The sequence below is a fragment of the Yinghuangia aomiensis genome (assembly GCF_039542225.1).
Taxonomy (GTDB): Bacteria; Actinomycetota; Actinomycetes; order Streptomycetales; family Streptomycetaceae; genus Yinghuangia; species Yinghuangia aomiensis.
The window spans coordinates 107,591-126,719 of record NZ_BAABHS010000006.1; the positions used below are offsets into that span (position 1 = coordinate 107,591).

The following is a 19,129-nucleotide window of genomic DNA, read 5'->3' on the forward strand; positions in this document are numbered from 1 at the left end:
GCGTTGGCCCGTCCGCCGGCGTGGCGGGTTTTCATTCGCGCCGTGGCCTCAGCCGGTGTGTCCGGTGTCCCCCTGTCCCGTCCGCTCGATTTCCGAGGATGTCCATGGTCCGTGTCGGGTCACCGCCCGAATCCCCACGTCCCCCGTCCGCCGCGCCCCTCTGGCTGCTGCCGGTGGCCGTGTCGGTCCTCGCTTCCGCCGCTGCCGTCGCTCTGGTCGACAAGGATGTGCGGTTACCTCTCGGCATCGGCCTTGGGGTTGCCGTCGTCGCCATTGCGTTCGTTGCCGCGGAGGCCGTGCGCCGGGGCCGCAGACTCGCGCTGGAGCGGGAGTATCACCGGCAGCAGGAGAGAGCCCTGCACGAGCGCATCGCCACCCAGGAGGAGGCGCTCCACCACCTGACGCGCGAGCTGCTGCCCAAGACCATCATGCGGCTGCAGAGCGGCGACAGCGCCGAAGACGTCCTGATGGACGCCACCACCGAAGCCGGCGTGTCGCCGGTGTACTCCTCCGCACAGGTCCAGGTCCTGCGGATGGTCGCCGACGCGGTCGAGGCGGAGGAAGGGCTGCGCGACTCCGCGCAGCGCGCGTTCGTCAACATCGCCCGCCGTGTGCAGGCGATCGTCCACCAGCAGGCGACCGACCTGCGGGAAATGGAAGACCGGCACGGCAACCGGCCCGACGTGTTCGGGGACTTGCTGAAGCTGGACCACGGCACCGCGCTGATCGGCCGTCTCGCCGACTCCATCGCGGTCCTCGGCGGCGCCCGGCCGGGCCGTCAGTGGCAGAAGGACGTGCCGCTCTACAGCGTGCTGCGCGGCGCCGTGTCGCGTATCGCCGACTACCCGCGTGTCGAGATCCTGTCGGTCACCGAAGTCGCGGTGGTCGGCCCGGCGGTCGAGCCGCTGATCCACGCGCTGGCCGAGCTGCTGGACAACGCAACGCGCTACTCCCCGCCGAAGACGAAGGTGCGGGTGACCGCGAGCGAGGTGCAGTCCGGCGTCGCGGTGGAGATCGAAGACGGCGGCATCGGCCTGGCCGAGGAGGCCCGCCGGCGCGTCGAGCGCCTGTTGGAGGACGCGTCCGCCGGCCTCGACCTGGCGGACCTCGGCGAGGCGCCGCGTCTGGGCCTCGCGGTGGTCGGCCGTCTCGCGCAGTCACACGGGTTCAAGGTGTCGCTGCGGCCGTCCGCATACGGCGGTGTCCGGGCGATCCTGGTCGTCCCCAAGGACGTGATCACGACCGCGCCGGTGTCGCTCATTTCGGGTGCCGCGCCGGGTCTGCAGGCGCTGGCCAGCGCCCGGGTGCCGAAGCCGTCGGGACCGTCGCGGGGGATCATGTCCGAGCACGAACTGGGGTCCGAGGAGCCGGCTTCGCGCAACGCGAACGGCCTTCCGCAGCGCCGTCGCCGGACGCCCGCGGCGTCGCCCTTCGCGGCGGGTGCACAGGCCGGCCGGGCGGCCGCGCCGGACGCCCGGTCGGAGAAGGCGGCCGCGTCGACGACCGAGCCGGGTTTGTGGCTTGCGGCGTTCCAGAACGCCGTGTCCGGAGAACCGACCGCGTCGGGCTCCGGCAGCCGTGACGGGTCGTCGGAAGAGGGTGAGCGCTGATGCAGAAGAGAGCTGATCTGGACTGGATCCTCAAGGATCTGGCCGACGGCGTCCCGCAGACCCGCCACGTGGTGGTGCTGTCGTCGGACGGCCTGTGCATCGCGCAGCACGGCTGCGACGTGGACACCGCGGACCGCATCGCGGCCGCGTGTGCCGGCCTGCAGAGCCTGTCGTCCGCGGTGGCCACCGAATTCCCGCACGGAGACGGCCGGATGCGGCTGGTGGTGATCGAGATCGGCGGCGGCATGTTCTACCTGATGGCCGCCGGTGTCGGCGCCTACCTGGCCGTGCTGGCCGACGAGGGCGTGGACGCGGGGCTCATGGGGCAGCGCATGCGCGACCTGGTCATGCGGATCGGCGAGCATCTCAGTGCGCCGCCTCGGGCCACCCCGGCCGGGCGGGCCACATGAGTGGACCGCACCGTCCGGAGTGGGACGAAGGCGCTCCCGAGCGCTTATATGTGATCACCGGTGGACGCAGTGGCTCGTCCGCACGGGAGCCGCTCGACATCGTCACGCTGATCGTGTCGCGGGCTTCCCCGCACACGGCCACGCAGCCCGAGCACGCCGCGATCCTGCGGATGTGCGAGTTCCCCTTGTCCGTGGCCGAGATCTCCGCGTACCTGGCGTTGCCCGCCAGTGTCGTCATGGTGCTGTTGGCCGATCTTCTGGCCGACGACCGGGTGGAGGCCCGTGCGCCGATTCCGGCGGCTTCCCTTCCCGACACGGCACTTCTCGAGGCGGTGATGCATGGACTACAAAACCTCTGACGTGCTGCCGGGTGCCGCCGGCGGGGCGGACCGGTACGGTCCTTCCGCGGCGCCCGGCCCGAGCCCCCAGGACCAGCTTCCCGCGACGGCCACCGCCGCGGTGAAGATCGTGATCGTGGGCGGGTTCGGCGTCGGCAAGACCACGATGGTGCGCGCGGTCAGCGAGATCCGGCCGCTCACCACCGAGGAGACGATGACGCAGGCCGGCGAGGGCGTCGACCACGTCACCGGGGTGGAGCGCAAGACCGAGACCACCGTGGCGATGGATTTCGGGCGGATCAGCCTGAACGACCGGCTGGTGCTCTATTTGTTCGGCACGCCGGGGCAGGAGCGCTTCTGGTTCCTGTGGCACGGCCTGTTCGAAGGGGCGTTGGGCGCGGTGGTCCTGGTGGACACCCGGCGCCTGGAGGTCAGCTTCGACATCATCGGGCGGCTGGAGGAGCGCGGCATGCCGTTCGTGGTGGCCGTCAACGCGTTCCCGGACGCCCAGGTCCACGACCTCGACGAGTTGCGCGAGGCGCTCGACCTGCCGGACTGGGTGCCGCTGGTGGACTGCGACGCGCGAAGCCGCGCGTCGAGCCGGGATGTGCTCCTCGAACTCACGCGCTACTTGCACGCCATGACGCTCGCCCGATCGGAGGCACGATGACCGCCTCGTCCACGCCGTCTTCTGCGGGCGGCACGTCCGCCTCGTCGGCACACACGTCCCACTCCGGCGCGATGCCACCACCCGGCTGCCCCGCACACGCCGGCGCGGTGCGGTTGTCGGGCGACGAGCACCGGACCGATCCGATGGGCGTGTACGAGCAGCTCCGCGAAAAGCACGGCCCGGTCGCGCCGGTGCTCGTCGAGGGCGATCTGCCGGCCTGGCTGGTGCTGGGGTACCGGGAGAACCTGGAAGTCGTGCGGACGCCGAACCGGTTCTCGCGGGATTCGCGGATCTGGAACTCGCTGCTGCAGGGCCATGTTCCCGAGGACTCTCCGCTGCTGCCGATGATCGGGTGGCGGCCGCTGTGCGTGTTCGTCGACGGCGCGGAGCACGAGCGGCTGCGCGCGGCGGTGACGGAGAGCCTGGCCAAGCTGGACCGCCGGGGTATCCGGCGGTACGTGACCCGGTTCGCGGGGCAGTTGATCGACCGGTTCGTGGCGGACGGCGAAGCGGATCTGGTCAGCAAGTTCGCCGAGCACCTGCCGATGCTCGTGCTGACGCAGCTGTTCGGCATGCCGGAGGAATACGGCCCGCGGCTCGTGGAAGCCACCCTCGACCTGATCAAGGGCAGCGAGACGGCTTTCGAAAGCGACGTGTTCGTGACCGAGACCGTGCGCGCGCATGTCGCACGGCGCCGCGAGGAGCCCGCGCACGACTTCACGTCGCTCCTGATGGCTCACCCGGCCAACCTGGACGACGAGGAAGTCGCCCAGCATCTGCGGCTGATCCTCATCTCGGCGAACGAGACCACCACCATCTGCATCGGCAACACCCTGCACCTGGTGATGACCGACCACCGGTTCCGCGCCTCGCTGGCGGGCGTCCGCATGACGCTTCCGGACGCGGTGGAGCAGGTGCTGTGGGACGAGCCGTCCATCATGGTGTGCCCGGCGCGGTGGGCGACCGGGGACACCGAGATCGGCAACGTGCAGGTCAAGGCCGGCGACATGCTGCTCCTCGGGCTCGCGGCCGGCAACACCGACCCTGCCGTGCGGCCGGACCTGACGATGCCGATGCACGGCAACCGGTCGCATCTGGCGTTCAGCGGCGGCCCGCACGAGTGCCCGGGGCAGGACATCGGCCGGGCGATCACCGAGACGGCGGTGGACGTGCTGCTGACCCGGCTGCCGGACGTCGAACTCGCCGTTGCCGACGAGGACCTCGTCTGGGTGTCGTCGTGGATGTCGCGGCACTTGACCGAGCTGCCGGTGCGGTTCAAGCCGGGTTCGGTCGACGACACTGCGGCGCGGAACGTGGTGCCGTCCCAGGCGGCGCGGCCGGAGCGGGTCGGCGCGGTTCCGCCGCCCGGCCCGGACGCCGAGGCGGGCGGACCGGCTGCGGCGGGTGCGAACGCCGTCGCGGCGGCTCCCGCGGCCGGCGCGGTGCCGACCGCGGAGGAGCCGCCGTCCCGGCCGCGGAAGTCGCTGGGCGCGCGGATCGCCGGATGGTTCGGCATCGGCAAGCGTCGGTGAACTGACGGAAGTCGCGCAGGCGAAGGCCGCCGTGGCCCGGTAATGCTCCGGGCCACGGCGGCCTTCGCCGTCCGCGGCACCGGGGCGCCGCGGTGCCGCACGCACGGGTGTCGGGCGCGCGTGCGGCCGCGCGTCAGCGGGTGCGCGGTTCCACGATCATCGGGAGCCGGTCGGGGTGCGCGACCGCGGCGGCGACTTCGCGCACGGTGACGCCGGGTTCGGGCCGCAGCCGCCAGCGGGAGAGGATCGTGGCGACGGCGACGGCGATCTCGGTGCGGGCGTAGGTGTCCCCGATGCACTTGCGGACGCCCGCGCCGAACGGGATGTGCGTTTCCCGCGGCCGGGTCGCACGATTCTCCGGCGACCAACGGTCGGGATCGAACCGCAGGGGGTCGTCGTGGACGCGGCCGTCCTGGTGCATCGCGTAGAGGCTGAAGCCGATCTCGGTGCCGGCCGGCAGCCGGAAACCGGCGAACTCGACGTCCCGGATGGCGCGGCGCATCAGCAGCGGCACCGCGTGTAGCCGGAAGACCTCGTCCATGACCTGGTTCAGGTAGGGCAGCTTGGCGAGTTCGGCCATGCCGACCGGGCCGTCGCCGACCACCGCGTCGATCTCCGCGCACAGGCGTTCCTCGACCTCGGGTGCCCGGCCTATCTCGTGGAACAGCCAGGACAGCGCCGTGGCGGCGGTCTCGGTGCCGGCGAACATGATGGCGACGGATTCGTCGCGGACTTCGCGGTCGGTCAGGGACTCGCCGGTGTCCGCGTCCCGGGCGGCGAGCAGCGTGGACAGCAGGTCGCCGCCCGCGGCCGGGCCGCGGGCGTGGGCGGCCGCGATCAGGTCGTCGATGATGCCGAGCACCCGCTCGGTCGCGCGGTCGAACTCGCGGTTCGCCTTGACCGGGATCCGGTCGAAGGCCGTCGGGGCGACGGCGCGGACGAGCGCGTACTTGATGAGGATCGGCACCTCGCGGTGGATCGCGTCGGAGGTGGCCTTGTCGATGTCCGTGGAGAACATGGTTTCCGACAGCGTGCCGACCGCGTACGTGTAGATCGCCTCGGTGAGGGACACGGTCTGCCCGGGCTGCCAGCTGTCCGCCAACGCGCGGGCGCGCGCGGACATGGTGTCGACGTAGGCGGCGATGCGGTCCCGGTGGAACATCGGCTGCATGAGCCTGCGGTGCCGGCGGTGCACTTCCTCGCCCGCGGTGAACAGGCCGTCGCCGACCAGGACCCGGGCCCGGTCGAAGAAGCGGCCCTTGTCGAACTCGCGGGCGCGCACCACGAGGAGTTCGTGGACGAGGCTCGGCGAGGTCGCGAAGTAGACCGGCATGGTGCCGAGGTCGACACGGACGAGGTCGCCGGTGTCGGGGAGAGCGCGCAGGAAGTCCAGCGGGCGGCGCCACAGCGGCCAGGCGTGGCCGAGCAGCGGGATCCGGCCGGGGGCGCGGGGGACGGACCGCAGGTCGGCGGCCGCGGCGGGAGCCGCGTGGAGGTCAGTGGACAAGATCCCACCACCAGGTGATCGGGGCGATGTCGAGCGGTTCGCAGCCGGGATCGGCCGGGGTGTCGCGGAAGACGGACGGCAGGTCGGCCGGGTCGTCCGGGGTTGTGTAGCGGTGCGAGGTGATCCCCCAGTCCTGCGCGGCGCGGATGAAGGTGCCGAAGCTGTCCAGGTAGCGGGCGAGCTCGGGACTGGCGTCGGCGAGGCGCCGGTCGCGGACGCGCAGGAACAGGTTCATCACCCGGTCGCGCTGCGATATCGCGATGTCGAGGGCTTCGTCGGGCCCGACGCCGTATTCCTTTTCCAGGACGCGGATGACGTTGAGGTAATAGTGGTCGCCGCGGCTCTCTTTGTGGAACGAGAAGATGTCGTTGTCCCACGTGATGATGAAGTAGGCCATCTCCGCGAGGGCGCGGACTTCGATCCCGTCGCGCTCGTTGGCGTCGAGGTCGTAGCCGTTGCCGAACTCGAGCACGGGGAGGACGACGGACGTCGCGCCGTCGTACAGCCGCATGAGGGTGTAGTCGGCCAAGTCGGGAATGGTGCCGTCGCGGCGGAACGCGGCTTCCCAGACGACCGACATGAAGTACTCGCGGAGCCCGTCGACCCACCGGGTGGCCTGCGCCGGGCTCGCGTACAGGCCTATACGGCGGCGCAGGTCGCGCAGACCCCCGGCCAGGGGGTCGTCGGCCATGATCGGTGCTTCCGGGTTCTGCGCGACGCGTGTGAGGCGGGAGAGCACGCCGACGAGTTCGCTCGGATCGGTGCCGAGGGCACCTTCCTCGCAGTGGCCGTCGTCGACGCCGAACAGCCACAGGACGAAGTCCGCGAGGATGCCGATCGCCTCCTCCTGGCCGTCGGGGAGGATGCGGGCTGCGAACGTGCCGATCTCTTGGCCGACGAGCTGGCGGCGGAGCCTCTCCGAGCCGATGCCGAACTTCTCGGCCCACTCGGCGGTCTGCCGGTCGATCGCCGCGTGCCGCGGGTGGATTGCGGGTGTGAAGGGTGTGTAGATGGGCGGGACAGCCAGTTTTTGTACCACTGCGTTGACCCCTTGGCTCACCGTTACGGACTGCGACGGCGAGTGAGGCTAGCGGCAAAAGAACACGTGGGGGCACTGACTTTTGCGGAAAGGTTGGTTCCTTTTCGGTCAGATTTGATCATTGGAGACAGCTGTCGAGTTGGTGTGCTAATTGCGGCCGGGGGCGCTCGGCCACGGCCCGGACGGCGCCCGGAGCGTGCACGGGTGGTGCGAGTGAGCCCGCGGTTCCGGGAGGTGATTCCGGGCGCCTTCGAAAGCCCCCTTTCCGCGCTGCGCGGATGGCGTGTCGGCGTGTCGCGGCCTCGCCGCGCGCGCCAGAGTGGCCCCACGGAAGGAAGCGGATCCGGCCAACGGACGACGTTCGCCGTCCGGTTCGGGACCTTCGTCCCGGCCTTGGCCCGGCCGCCCTCCCGAAGACTGGAGACACCGCACCGGACGGCCACCCGCTCCGGTGCCGCGCACGCCGCCCCGCGGGGCGGCGTCCCCGATCGTCGGCTGGGCCGGGCGGCCCCTTGCCGACGCAGGGCGGCTCCGATCAGTCCAACGGAGCGCCCCGGGCGCGCGACGGCCGCGGCATCGGCGTCGCGCGCCCGACCTTGTGCCACCCCGGCGGCGTCAGGACCACAGCGCGCGCAGCGCCCGGGTGTCGCGCAGCACGGCGGCGGTGTCGTACGGAGCGTCCCACGCGGCGCCCTCGCACTCGCGGTACACCCGGTGCACGTTGGCGGCCGCACGCCACGGCTCGTCCCACGCGGCGTAGGGCCCGCGCTCCAGACCGCGGCAGCAGTCGAGCACGGGCTTCCCCGCGGCCCAGGCCTCGCGCGCCAGGGCTTGGACGTCTTCCAGGTATTCGCGCTGCACCCGCACGCCCTCCACGCCGCAGACCGGCCCGTGTCCGGGCACGACGTGCTCCGGCTCCAGCGCCTCGATCCGGCGCAGTGCGGCGATCCACTGCGCGGTCGAGCCTTCCCAGCCGACGGGTGCGCAGCCGTGGAAGAGCAAGTCGCCCAGGAGTGCCACGCCTTCGTCGGGCACGTGGACGGCGAGGTCGCCTTCGGTGTGCGCGGGTCCGGCGTAGATGAGGTCGACGCGGATGCCGTCCAGGTCGAGGACGGTGTCGCCGTCGACGACCGTGGTGGGCGGGGCGAGTTCGACGCCGGTGAAATCGAACGGCGCGAGTTCCTCGTGCAGGTCGCGCAGGTGTTCGGGCGGGTCGGTCATGCGGCGTATCGCGTCGAGGTGGGCCGGAGCGGTGGCGCTGAACCGGTCGGCGCAGCCGCGGTGCGCGATGATCTCGGCGCCGGGGAAGAGCTGGTTGCCCCAGCAGTGGTCGCCGTTGTGGTGGGTGTTGACGATGCGGCGCGGGGACGCGGGATGGACGTCGGCGTAGAGCTTGGCCAGGTCGCGGGTCAGGGCGAGGTCGAAGAGGGTGTCGACGACGAGGCCGCCGCCTGCGGTGATCAGGCCGGAGTTGGACATGCCCATGCCGGGGCGGGTCTGCTCGGCCGCGTAGACGTGCGCGCTCAGGCGCCGTCGCACCAGTCCGCTCATGTGGGCGTGTCCCCCTCGATAGGCGTCCGCGGCACCGCGGCCGCGCGACGTGCGCAGTGTTACGCGCGGCAGCTTTCCCCGGGTGGGCCGCGGTTTCAAGAACCGGACTGACAACGTGTCACTTTGCCTGCGGCGGGCCGCGGGCCGGTGCGGGTGGCGGGGAAAGTGCCCGCGGCTGCTCGGCGTTGGCTCTGTCCGTTCGCGATCGATCCCCCTACACTCGCCGTCGGCAGCACGATCCGCAGGCGAGCGGAGGCGAGCCCGGTGAAGCTTGTGGTCCTGGTCAAGCACGTGCCCGACGAGATCGTCGATCGCCCTTCCAGCGCAGCGGTGTTCGCGGCGGACATGACCGTGGACCGGGCGCAGTTGACGGGCCGGCTCAGCGAGGCGGACGAGTACGCGGTCGAACAGGCGATGCGGATCGCCCGGCGCCGCCTGGACGTGCAGATCACCGCGGTCACGATGGGACCGCCGGAGGCGATCCGCACGCTCACCCGGGCGCTCGCGCTCGGTGCCGACGAGGGTGTGCACATCGTGGACGAGGCGCTGCACGGTTCCGACGCGCAGGCGACCTCCCGGGTGCTGGCCGCGGCACTCGCCCGGTGTGGTTTCGATCTGGTGATCTGCGGGGTGGCGTCCACCGATTCGGGCATGTCGGTGGTCCCCGCGATGGTCGCGGAGCGGCTCGGCGTCCCGTCGGTGTGCGAGGCGGACGGCGTGTGGGCGGATCCCGGTTGGGCGGACGGCGACGTGATCGTGGCGCGCCGCGAAGACGGCGACCACGTCGAGGACTTCGCGGTGCCGATGCCGGCCGTGGTGTCGGTGACGGACCGGGTCGGCGAGCCGCGCTATCCGGCGTTCCAGGCGATCGTGGAGGCGCGGCAGAAGACCGTGCGCACGTGGTCGCTGGCGAATCTGCGGATCCCGGCGGACGAGGTGGGGCTGGCGGCGTCGGCGAGTCCGGTGCGCCGGGTGGCCCCGCATGCGGCGCGGCGGCCCGCGCTGCTGGTGGACGGCGAACCGGACGCCGCGGCGGCCCGGCTCGCGCGGCATCTCACGGAGCACCAGTTGATCTGATCGGTTCCGATCGGCCGGGGGTGTCCGGCCTTGCGCGGGAGGCCCTGTGCGACCTGTGCTCGTGCTCGTAGAAGGTGCGGAAAGGGACGGCGGCGCTTCCGCCGCCGGTGGTGCGGACGGTGCCGTGCGCGCGTCGGCGTTCCGTTTGCTGACGTTGGCGCGCCGCCTGGGCGATCCGGTGGCGGTGGTGTGCCATCCGGTCGCGGCTTACGGCGTGGACGCCTTGGCCCGGTTCGGTGCCGCACGCATCTGCGTGGCGGAGCCCGCCGATCCGGACGGCAAGGACACCGCGGCGCAGTCCGCCGTGGCGTTGGAGGCGTTGACCGAACTGGCGTGGCAGATGGACGCGTCCGCCGTCCTGGTGCCGTCGGGCCGGCTGGGCCGCGAGGTCGCGGCGCGGCTCGCGGTGCGGTTGGGCGGCGGCATCGTGACCGGCGCGGTGGACGTACGGCCGGGCCCCGACGGGCCGGTGGCCGTACAGGAAGTGTGCGGCGGGACGTACCGGGTGGAGTCGGCGGTGCGCGGCGGGACGCCGGTGATCGCCGTGGACACCGGGGCCGGCGAGGCCGAACCCGACCCGGTCGACCCGGTCGTGGAGCGGATGTTCGTGTCCGTCGCGGAGTCCTCACGGCGCGTTCGGCGCCTGGCGCGCCGGCCGAAGGCGGACCGGCGGCCGGGTGTCGCGGGTGCGTCGGTGGTGGTCGCGGGCGGACGCGGCGTCGGGTCGGCGGAGGGCTTCACGCTGATCGAGAAGGTCGCGGACGCGCTCGGCGGCGCGGTCGGCGGCACGCACACCGCGGCGGACCGCGGCTGGTGCCCGCAGGACGCGCTGATCGGGCAGACCGGCGCCGTGGTGCATCCGCGGCTGTATCTGGCGTGCGGCATCTCCGGGTCGGTGCACCACCGGGCGGGCATGCACCACGCGGCCACGATCGTGGCCATCGACACCGATCCGGACGCGCCGATCTTCCGGATCGCCGACGTGGGCGTGGTCGGCGACCTGCACGACGTGCTGCCCGCCCTGCTGGCCGCGATCGCCCGGCAGCGCGCCGCGGAACGCGGCGGCCCCACGCCCTGACTGTCCCGCCGACGGCAGGGACGCAAGCAGACCCGAGGAACACACGGCAACGCAGAGGCACCCCCGAGGAACAGCGCGGCCCGGATCCGCCGGGCGCATCCGGCGCCCGGCCCCGAGAACGGAGCACGTACCACCCCCAACCCTTCGCGGAGGCGCACGTGGTTGTACGACTCGTCATCGGTCTGGCGTTGACGGCGGCGGCGTTCGCGCTCGCCGGCCGGCGCGTGTTCACCCTCTACCGGTTGGGCGCAAGCGGCCAGCCAGTGGAGCCGGACCGCACGCGCAACGTCGGAACCCGGCTATGGGCCGTCGCCACCGAGGTCTTCGGGCAGCGCAAGCTGCTGAAGTGGACAGGGGCGGGCGCGGCGCACTTCGCGGTCTTCTGGGGCTTCGTCATCCTCGGCGCGACGATCGTCGAAGGCTACGGGGCTTTGTTCGACCGGGACTTCCACATCCCGCTGATCGGCACCATGACGTGGCTCGGCGCACTGGAGGACACCTTCATCGTCGCGGTGCTGGTCGGCCTGGTCGCCTTCTCGGCCATCCGGCTGGTGCAATCCCCCGCGCGGGAAGGCCGCAAGTCGCGGTTCTTCGGCTCCCACACCGCCGCCGCGTGGGTGGTCCTCTTCATGATCTTCAACGTCATGTGGACGCTGCTGCTGTGCCGGGCCGCGCAGATCAACACCGGCAACTTCCCCTTCGAGCACGGCGCGTTCGCGTCGCAGGCGGTCGCCGACTGGCTGGAACCGGCCGGCGGGAGCGCCAACGACGCGCTCGAGACCGCGGGCCTGCTCGGCACGCTCGCCGTCGTCCTGGGCTTCCTCGTGCTGGTCGTGCACTCCAAGCACCTGCACATCTTCCTGGCCCCGCTCAACGTGCTGTTCTCCCGCCGCCCGCGCGCGCTGGGCACGCTGCTCCCGGTCTACTCCGGCGGCAAGGCGGTCGACTTCGAGGACCCCGACGAGGACGACAAGATCGGCCGCGGCGCCGTCGAGGACTTCACCTGGAAGGGCCTGCTCGACTTCGCGACGTGCACCGAGTGCGGCCGCTGCCAGTCGCAGTGCCCGGCATGGAACACCGGCAAGCCGCTCAGCCCGAAACTGCTGATCATGGCGCTGCGCGACCACGCCCTCGCGAAGGCCCCCTACCTGCTGGCCGCCGACGACAAAGCCCGCGAGGCCCTGCCCGCCGCGGACGCCGCCGAGGCAGCCCGGCCGCTGGTAGGTACCCAGGACCAAGGCGGCGTGATCGACCCCGACGTGCTGTGGTCGTGCGTGACCTGCGGCGCGTGTGTCGAACAGTGCCCGGTGGACATCGAGCACGTCGACCACATCGTCGACATGCGCCGCTACCAGGTGCTCATGGAGTCGGCGTTCCCGAAGGAAGCCGGTTCGATGCTGCGCAACCTGGAGCGCTCCGGCGACCCGTGGGGGCGCGGCGGCAAGGCCCGGCTGGAGTGGGCCAAGGGCCTGCCGTTCGAGGTCCGCGTCCTCCCGAAGGGCGAATTCCCGGAGGACGTCGAGTACTTGTTCTGGGTCGGCTGCGCCGGTTCGCTCGACGACAACGCGAAGAAGACCAGCCGCGCCGTCGCCGAACTCCTGCACGCGGCGGGCGTCGAGTTCGCGGTGCTCGGCAAGTCGGAGTCGTGCACCGGCGACGCGGCCCGGCGCATGGGCCAGGAGATGCTGTTCCACGAACTGGCGCAGAAGAACGTCGAGACGCTCGACCGGGCGTTCGGCGACCGCGACGCGAGCGCCCGCAAGATCGTCGTGACCTGCGCGCACTGCTTCAACACGCTGAGCAACGAGTACCCGCAGCTCGGCGGCAACTACCAGGTCATCCACCACACCGAATTGCTGGCCGAGCTGGTCGCGGCCGGCAAGCTCGTCCCGACCACGCCGGTGGACGCCGCGGTCACCTACCACGACCCGTGCTACCTCGGCCGCCACAACCGGGTCTTCAGCCCGCCGCGCGAGATCCTCGGCAGCGTGCCGGGCGTGCGGCTGACCGAGATGCCGCGCAGCAAGGAGCGCTCGTTCTGCTGCGGCGCGGGCGGTGCGCGGATGTGGATGGAAGAGACCATCGGCACCCGCATCAACGAGACCCGCACCGACGAAGCCCTGGGCACGAAACCGGATTTGGTGACCGCCGCATGCCCGTACTGCATCGTGATGCTCACCGACGGCGTCGCCACCCGCAAGCAGGAGGGCAAGGCCGACGAGGCGGTCCAGGTCACCGACGTCTCGCAGGTGCTGCTGCGGTCGATCCGCGTCCGCGAACCCGAGTCGGCCGAACCGGCCGAGGCACCGGCGGCGCCGAAGGCCTCCCCGGCCGCGGACGCCGCGGGCTGACGCCGCACCCCGTCACCGCACTCCGTCACCGAAATCGGCACACGCGTGCACCGGCAGCGCGGCATCGTCCGCGTGGCGGGTGCGCGCCGTCCGGGGCCGACCCGGCCCTACGACCGCGGCGCCGCCCGCTGCCCCGTCGAGCTTTCGATGTCCGCGGCGGCGACGTGCAGCAGCCGGTGCGCCAGGTCGGACAGCGCCCTGGCCGCGGCGAGTTCGTCGCCGATCTCCGGGACGTCGCGGTCCGCCGGGTGCTTGCGGGCGTTGCCCCAGCCGCGCATCTCCTCGTCGTCGCCGGTGCTCAGCCGGGCCTCGGCGTGCGTGCGCACCGCTTCGCCGTCGTACTCGTCGGTCGCGGTCTTCTCGGTCAGGTACAGGTCCACGGTCCAGTGCTTCGCAGCCGACATCGCGGTACCTCCGTTCCCGTGGTTCCGGTACCTCCCAGTGTCTCCCCGGGCGCCCGGCGGCGCCGCCGGGCGCTCCCCGGCGGCTGTCCGCGCCGGGGCCGCGCCGCGCGGGGGAATCGGCGGAAGACACTCGTGTCAAGGCCTGGTCGATGACGTCCTGTGTGGGCATCATCCATGCGTACGCCCCGCGTGTGCCCTTCTACAACTGTCCTGAATGACACCCCTTTGGATTAGCCTCCTGTCATGGTGAACCTCCAGGGGGGCAGCCGAGTGCGGGCTTGCATCTATGTCCGAGTGTCCAAGGACCTCACGGGCGAAGAGCTCGGCTTAGCACGGCAAGAGAAGGAGTGTCGAGACCTCTGCGCACGTCTCGGGTTCGAGGTGGCGAAGGTGTTCTCAGACAACGACATCAGCGCCACGAAGGCGAAGGTGCGCCCCGGGTTCGAAGTGTTGTTGGCCAGCCGACCGGAAGCAATCGTGTGCTGGCACACGGACCGACTCGTCCGAGTGACCAAGGATCTTGAGCGAGTGATCGCGCTCGGCGTGAACGTTCATGCCGTGCGCGCCGGACACCTGGATCTGTCGACGCCGGCCGGTCGAGCCGTCGCCCGTACTGTCACGGCGTGGGCAACCTACGAAGGCGAGCAGAAGGCGGAGCGCCAGGCACTCGCCAACGTGCAAGCGGCGAAGGCAGGGAAGCCCTACACGGCCGGCATCCGGCCGTTTGGCTACGGGGCGGATCACGTGACGGTCGTTCCGGGCGAGGCCGGGGCCATCCGCGAAGGCGCCGCGATGATCCTCGCGGGCGAATCCCTGTCGGCCGTTGCCCGGAAGTGGAATGAAGCCGGTCGTTTGTCGCCACGATCGCTCGCGGCAGGAGCGAAGGGCTGGACCCTGCGCGGGGTGAAGAACGCACTGACCTCTCCGAGGTACATCGGCCAACGCACCTACCGAGGCGAGGTCATGGGTGATGCGCAGTGGCCTGCCATCCTCGACGAAGCGACGCACTACAGACTGATCTCCATCCTGTCCAACCCCGACAGGTTCAGCGGCGGTCCGAGAACAGGCAGGATGGCGACGACGCTTCTCACCGGCATCGCTGTGTGCGCTGAGTGCGGCGAGACGGTCAGCGCCCGGGGCTATCGGGGGACGATGGTCTACGGCTGTCGCCACAGCCACACACGCACCCCCCGGGATGTTGCCGACAAGCGGGCCGAGAGTGCGGCGCTGGCGCGCATGGTGTTCCCTGACCTGCTCTCGGACATCATCGCCGCGAGTGGAGTGGGTGACGGCATCGGCATCGCCCACTTGCACGCTGAAGCGAAGAGTCTTCGGGAACGCCTCGACGGTCTGGCCCTGGCCTACGCGGACGGGTCGATCAACCTGTCTCAGATGACCGCAGGAAGCCAGGCACTCAGCGCGAAGCTCAACGATGTCGAGTCCAAGCTGACTGGCGTTACCGGTCTACCTCCCATGGATCCCGTCACGGGCATCGCGGGAGTCCTTGAGGGATGGGGTGTCGCACCGCTGCACGTGAGACGTTCGTGGGTGCAGTTCCTCGTCATCGTCATCCTGAAGCCGGCCAAGGGCAAGCACTCACGGACGATGACCGCCGACGATCACGTGTCCGTTGACTGGGTGCATGCGGACAGGTCCCGAGAGAGCGGCGCGCAGGCGTAGGCCGAGCACAAAACAGAGCCCCGGCATCCGATGTGGATTTGCGCGGGTACTGCGCGGGCAAGCTCGCGCACTTCAAGATCCCGCGCTACGTGCACGTGGTCGACGCGTTCCCGATGACGGTGACCGGCAAGATCCGCAAGGTGGAGATGCGCGAGACGGCCATCGGGCTGCTCGGCCTGGACGCGGCGGCGCGCACGAAGCACGCGTGACGGCGGCGTTTCGGCGGCGGGGGTTCAGGCCGCGTCCGATTGCGGCAGCACGCGAATCAGGTCGTCCGAGCCGCCGGTCTGCCACGTCGTGCCGTCGGCGGCGACGGTGAGGCCCGCGTAGCCGGGGCGGCCGTCGAGCCAGGCATGCGCGGCATCGCCCATCGCGAAGGCGGCGGTGGCGTATGCGTCGGTCTCGGCCAGCCGCGTCCCGACCACCGTCACCGACGCCCAGGTACGGACGGGCAGGCGCGTGTGCGGGTCGAGGATGTGCGTGCCGCGTTCCGCCGTGCCCGAGGTGGCGACGGCCAGGTCGGTACCGGAGACGACGGCCGCCAGGGCGCCGGGCCGGGCGGGGTCGGCGATGCCGATCCGCCACGGCAGGCCGGGCCCGGCTTCGCCGCGGGTGCGCAGGTCGCCTCCGCCGTTGACGCACGTGTTGCCCGCCCCGGCGGCGTGCAGCAGGTCGGAGGCGTGGTCGACGGCCCAGCCCTTGACCAGGCCGCTGGGGTCGAGGCGGCCGCCGTACGTGCTGCTGAACCAGCCGTCGGTGACGCGTTCCGCGGCGGCGCACCGGGCGAGGACCTCGGCGACCTCGGGCGGGCACGCGGCGAGCCCGAGTTCGCCGCGGGCCAGCCGGCTGACCGGGCTTTCCGGGCGGTACGGCGAGAACACCCGGTCGACCCGGTGCAGCCAGGCCGCGCACCGCCCGAGGGCGTCGCGGATCGCCGGGGTCGGGGTGTCGCGCACGTCGAACGAGAACACCGTGCCCATGACGTGTTCGGCATGCCGCAGTCCGGCGCGGGCGGCCTCGGGCGCGGCGGCCGCGGGCCGGGCACCGGCCGCCGCGGCTCGCCCGTTCCCCAGGCCGAGGCCGAGTGGCAGACCGGCGGCGGTGCCGGCGGGTGAGGCGGTGACGGCGGCGGTGATGTCACGCATGGGCTTGGTCCAATGCGCTCTGCAGGGACCGGATGTATCCCTGGCTGGTGTAGGTGGCGCCGGACACGGCGTCGATCGCCGTGCTCTGCGCGTCCATGGTTTCGCTGGTGAGCTGCGGGACCGCGTAGTCGTTGATCTCGCGGTCGCGGCGGTCCCGGGTGGGGACCTGCACGACGTCGACGTTGGTGATGCGGCCGTTGGCGACGGTGACGGCGACTTGGACAGGGCCGTAGCGGGTGCTGATCGCGCTGCCGGTGAAGGTGCCGTCGCGGGCCCCGGCGGCGGTGGTGGTCCCCGATCCGGTGCCCGTGCCGCCGGAGTCGGACGAGCCTCCGGAGCTCCCCGTGGTCCCGGAATCCGGCGCAGCCGCCGAGGAGTTCCCGGACGAGCCCGATTGCCCGTCGTCGGTCGCCGCGGTGATCGGCGCGGTGCTGTGCGGTTTGAGGGACAGCAGCAGCACGATTCCGGCCACGGACGAAACAGTGGTGAGGGCGGCGCGGCGCATACGGGGCCTCCTTGCTGCGGGGCGCGGTTGTCTGTGTCGGGGACGGAGCCGAAGCGGGTCGGTCACAGCGCGAACGACTCGTGGTGGATGCGGGAGCGCGGCACACCCGTCTTGCGGATGGCGGCGATGGCGGCCTCGGCCATGCCGTCGGGTCCGCACACGTAGACGTCGTGCTCGGCCAGGTCGGGCAGCGCGCGGGTCAGCAGGTCCGGGTGGAACGGCCAGGCACTGCCCGCCGGTTGCCCTTCGGGACGGCCGACCACGTAGTGCACGGTGGCGCCGCGCCGGGCGGCGATCGTGTCGATCTCGCCGCGGAACGCCACCTCGGCCTCGGTGCGCGCCCGGTAGATCAGCGTGATGCGGCCCGGCAGGGTCTCCAGCAGCGCGCGCAGCGGCGTGATGCCGACGCCGCCCGCGATCAGCAGCACCTTGCCGGAACGTTGATGCTGTCCGGTGAGCGCACCGTAGGGGCCTTCCGCCCACACGCGGGTGCCCGGCGCCAGCGACGCGAAGGCGGTGCTGTGCGGGCCCGCGGCTTGGACGGTGATGCGCAGCGTGCCGTTCGACGGCGGCGCGGACAGCGAGTACGGGTGCGCGCTGTGCCACAGCCCTCGGGCAAGGACCCTCCAGCGCAGGAACTGGCCGGGCTGTGCCTGCAGTTCGTCGATATGAGGGCCGGTGAAGTAGAGCGACACGATGCCGGGCGCTTCCTCGCGTACCGCGGCGATGCGGAGGCGGTGGCGAAGGCCGGTGCGGAGCGGGACGAGGACGCGGTACCAGAGGACGAGCGCGGCGACGCCGCCGTAGAGCGCGTACCAGGCGACGCGGGCGGCCCGGTTGCCGAGAAAGTCGTTGCCGAGCGCGAGTTGGTGCCAGAAGGCGAGGTAGAGCGCGGCGTAGGTGGCCAGGTGCAGCAGGTGCCAGGTCTCGTACCGCAGGCGGCGGCGCGCGGCTCGCGCGGAGACGACGCCGGTGGCGACGAGGAGGCCGAAGCCGATCGTCGTCAGGATCATGTCCGGGTAGTCGACGACGAGCGTGCCGGTCTGGGTGAGCACGTCGGTATGGGTGGTGAGCGCGTAGCCCCAGGTGATGAGGAGGGCGTGCGTGAGGACGAGGCTGATCGCGCAGCGTCCGGCGTAGGCGTGCCAGCGGGCGAGCCGGTCGGTGCCCGCGCCGCGGTCGATCGCCGGGACGCGGGCCATGAGCAGCACGAGGATCGCGCATGTGTAGCCGGCCAGAAGCCCGGTGATGCGCCCGGCGCCGGTGAGCCAGCCGTCCGCACCGACGACGGCGTCGGTGCCGGTCCACCACAGCGCGAGCACCCCGGCGCCGCCGGCCGCGACGGCGGCCAGCAGTACGCCGGGTTCCAGGAAGGCACCGGGAGGCCGGGGCGCGGCGGCGCCGGACGCACCGGGTGCGGTGCGGGTGGGGACGGTGGTACTCATGGGGCTCCTGCGGTCCGTCGGGATTTCTTGCGGACGCAGGCGATGGTTGCCGCCGAGTCTGGGAGAAGGCTTTAAAAGCGGGGGCTGCCGGAGGATTCCCAGGAGATTCTTAGGTTCGCCGCGGGCCCGGCCGCGCCGCGGTCAGGCGTCCCGGGTCCACGACCCCAGCACCATGAGCGTCTTGGTCCCGGTGACGTTGCCGCCGCGGCGCAGGGTGTCGATGACCTGCTGGAGGTGCGCGATGTCGCGGACCCGGACCTGGATGAGCGCGTCGGGGTCGCCGGCGATGGTGTGCACGGCCTGGACCTCGTTGAGGGCGGTCGTGGAGCGCAGGATCTCCTGGACCGAGGTGCTGCCCGCGTACCGGAGCTCGGTGAAGGCCTCGACGCCCCAGCCGAGTTTGGCGTGGTCGATCTGCACGGTGAAGCCGGTGATGACGCCGATCGCGCGGAGCCGGTCGACGCGGCGTTTGACGGCGGCGACGGACAGGCCGACGTCCGCGGCCATCTCGGAGAAGGTGCGCCGGCCGTCCTCGCGCAGGAGCTGGAGCAGCTTGCGGTCGGTGTCGTCGACGTCGGCTTCAGCCATGGTTTCCTACCCCTGATTTCGTGGTGCGGGACGCAAACAATTCACCCCGATCCGGCTCCGGCCGTCAACTCTTTGCGTCTTCGCCGGGATTTCCCGAGCGGGTCTTGCGTGCCGGGCCACCGCGTTGGTGTGCTTTCGACCACCGCGCTCCACGTAGTCCCCCTTTGCTGGTTTTCCTGGTTTTCCTTGCTCAGGCGCT

Annotated in this window: 17 protein-coding genes and 1 pseudogene; 10 read left to right on the top strand and 8 right to left on the bottom strand. The window is 71.6% G+C overall.

Going from position 1 to position 19,129, the window contains the following annotated elements; all coding sequences use genetic code 11:
* The first annotated feature begins 104 nt into the window (after window positions 1–104).
* The 5 genes from ABEA93_RS09965 to ABEA93_RS09985 are packed head-to-tail and all read left to right on the top strand — an operon-like array spanning window position 105 to window position 4,560.
* The gene (locus tag ABEA93_RS09965; RefSeq protein ID WP_345675018.1) at window positions 105–1,610 is read left to right on the top strand and encodes a sensor histidine kinase; all 1,506 of its coding nucleotides are present in this window, start codon (window positions 105–107) and stop codon (window positions 1,608–1,610) included.
* Entirely contained in the window at window positions 1,610–2,020 is a 411-nt protein-coding gene (locus ABEA93_RS09970) for a roadblock/LC7 domain-containing protein (protein ID WP_423536324.1), read from the top strand. Before ABEA93_RS09965 ends, ABEA93_RS09970 begins: the two co-directional genes overlap by 1 nt.
* On the top strand, window positions 2,017–2,379 hold the full coding sequence (locus tag ABEA93_RS09975) for a DUF742 domain-containing protein (protein ID WP_345675019.1): 363 nt from the start codon (window positions 2,017–2,019) through the stop codon (window positions 2,377–2,379). Before ABEA93_RS09970 ends, ABEA93_RS09975 begins: the two co-directional genes overlap by 4 nt.
* Window positions 2,360–3,028 (top strand): GTP-binding protein, encoded by a 669-nt coding sequence (locus tag ABEA93_RS09980; RefSeq protein WP_345675020.1) that lies wholly within the window; start codon window positions 2,360–2,362, stop codon window positions 3,026–3,028. Before ABEA93_RS09975 ends, ABEA93_RS09980 begins: the two co-directional genes overlap by 20 nt.
* Window positions 3,025–4,560 (top strand): cytochrome P450, encoded by a 1,536-nt coding sequence (locus tag ABEA93_RS09985; RefSeq protein ID WP_425584889.1) that lies wholly within the window; start codon window positions 3,025–3,027, stop codon window positions 4,558–4,560. The genes ABEA93_RS09980 and ABEA93_RS09985 overlap by 4 nt, the downstream gene beginning before the upstream one ends.
* A 133-nt stretch (window positions 4,561–4,693) precedes the next feature.
* On the opposite strand, the gene ABEA93_RS09990 is transcribed toward ABEA93_RS09985, so the two are convergent.
* From ABEA93_RS09990 to ABEA93_RS10000, 3 genes are all read right to left on the bottom strand, one after another.
* Window positions 4,694–6,067: a cytochrome P450 gene (locus ABEA93_RS09990; protein ID WP_345675021.1), complete on the bottom strand. Its 1,374-nt coding sequence runs from the start codon at window positions 6,065–6,067 to the stop codon at window positions 4,694–4,696.
* Window positions 6,057–7,106, bottom strand: a complete 1,050-nt coding sequence (locus ABEA93_RS09995; RefSeq protein WP_345675022.1) for a selina-4(15),7(11)-diene synthase — start codon at window positions 7,104–7,106, stop codon at window positions 6,057–6,059. The genes ABEA93_RS09990 and ABEA93_RS09995 overlap by 11 nt, the downstream gene beginning before the upstream one ends.
* A gap of 615 nt (window positions 7,107–7,721) precedes the next feature.
* Entirely contained in the window at window positions 7,722–8,657 is a 936-nt protein-coding gene (locus ABEA93_RS10000; RefSeq protein WP_345675023.1) for an MBL fold metallo-hydrolase, read from the bottom strand.
* 264 nt (window positions 8,658–8,921) lie between these two features.
* Here ABEA93_RS10000 and ABEA93_RS10005 point away from each other — a divergent pair, with 264 nt between their 5' ends.
* The 3 genes from ABEA93_RS10005 to ABEA93_RS10015 all read left to right on the top strand — a co-directional run bounded on the left by ABEA93_RS10005 (window position 8,922) and on the right by ABEA93_RS10015 (window position 13,163).
* On the top strand, window positions 8,922–9,734 hold the full coding sequence (locus ABEA93_RS10005; RefSeq protein WP_345675024.1) for an electron transfer flavoprotein subunit beta/FixA family protein: 813 nt from the start codon (window positions 8,922–8,924) through the stop codon (window positions 9,732–9,734).
* Between the two features lie 46 nt (window positions 9,735–9,780).
* Window positions 9,781–10,812, top strand: coding sequence for an electron transfer flavoprotein subunit alpha/FixB family protein (locus tag ABEA93_RS10010; RefSeq protein WP_345675025.1), 1,032 nt, complete (start codon window positions 9,781–9,783; stop codon window positions 10,810–10,812).
* A gap of 158 nt (window positions 10,813–10,970) precedes the next feature.
* A complete protein-coding gene (locus tag ABEA93_RS10015) occupies window positions 10,971–13,163 on the top strand; it encodes a (Fe-S)-binding protein (RefSeq protein ID WP_345675026.1) in 2,193 nt (730 codons plus the stop codon).
* Between the two features lie 107 nt (window positions 13,164–13,270).
* Here ABEA93_RS10015 and ABEA93_RS10020 read toward each other — a convergent pair whose 3' ends face one another.
* The gene (locus tag ABEA93_RS10020; RefSeq protein ID WP_345675027.1) at window positions 13,271–13,567 is read right to left on the bottom strand and encodes a DUF1876 domain-containing protein; all 297 of its coding nucleotides are present in this window, start codon (window positions 13,565–13,567) and stop codon (window positions 13,271–13,273) included.
* A gap of 243 nt (window positions 13,568–13,810) precedes the next feature.
* Here ABEA93_RS10020 and ABEA93_RS10025 point away from each other — a divergent pair, with 243 nt between their 5' ends.
* Window positions 13,811–15,247 carry a recombinase family protein gene (locus ABEA93_RS10025; protein ID WP_345675028.1) on the top strand — a complete coding sequence of 479 codons (1,437 nt, stop codon included), beginning with the start codon at window positions 13,811–13,813 and terminating at the stop codon, window positions 15,245–15,247.
* Window positions 15,248–15,288: 41 nt separating this feature from the next.
* Window positions 15,289–15,456: pseudogene (locus ABEA93_RS10030) on the top strand (AMP-binding protein); the annotation flags it as partial.
* A gap of 24 nt (window positions 15,457–15,480) precedes the next feature.
* Here the strand turns inward: ABEA93_RS10030 and ABEA93_RS10035 are convergent.
* The 4 genes from ABEA93_RS10035 to ABEA93_RS10050 all read right to left on the bottom strand — a co-directional run bounded on the left by ABEA93_RS10035 (window position 15,481) and on the right by ABEA93_RS10050 (window position 18,930).
* Window positions 15,481–16,227, bottom strand: a complete 747-nt coding sequence (locus ABEA93_RS10035) for an FAD:protein FMN transferase (protein WP_345675232.1) — start codon at window positions 16,225–16,227, stop codon at window positions 15,481–15,483.
* A 157-nt stretch (window positions 16,228–16,384) separates the two neighbouring features.
* A complete protein-coding gene (locus tag ABEA93_RS10040; protein ID WP_345675029.1) occupies window positions 16,385–16,897 on the bottom strand; it encodes an FMN-binding protein in 513 nt (170 codons plus the stop codon).
* A 62-nt stretch (window positions 16,898–16,959) separates the two neighbouring features.
* The gene (locus ABEA93_RS10045) at window positions 16,960–18,342 is read right to left on the bottom strand and encodes a ferredoxin reductase family protein (RefSeq protein WP_345675030.1); all 1,383 of its coding nucleotides are present in this window, start codon (window positions 18,340–18,342) and stop codon (window positions 16,960–16,962) included.
* 141 nt (window positions 18,343–18,483) lie between these two features.
* On the bottom strand, window positions 18,484–18,930 hold the full coding sequence (locus tag ABEA93_RS10050) for an Lrp/AsnC family transcriptional regulator (protein ID WP_345675031.1): 447 nt from the start codon (window positions 18,928–18,930) through the stop codon (window positions 18,484–18,486).
* Window positions 18,931–19,129 lie beyond the last annotated feature (199 nt).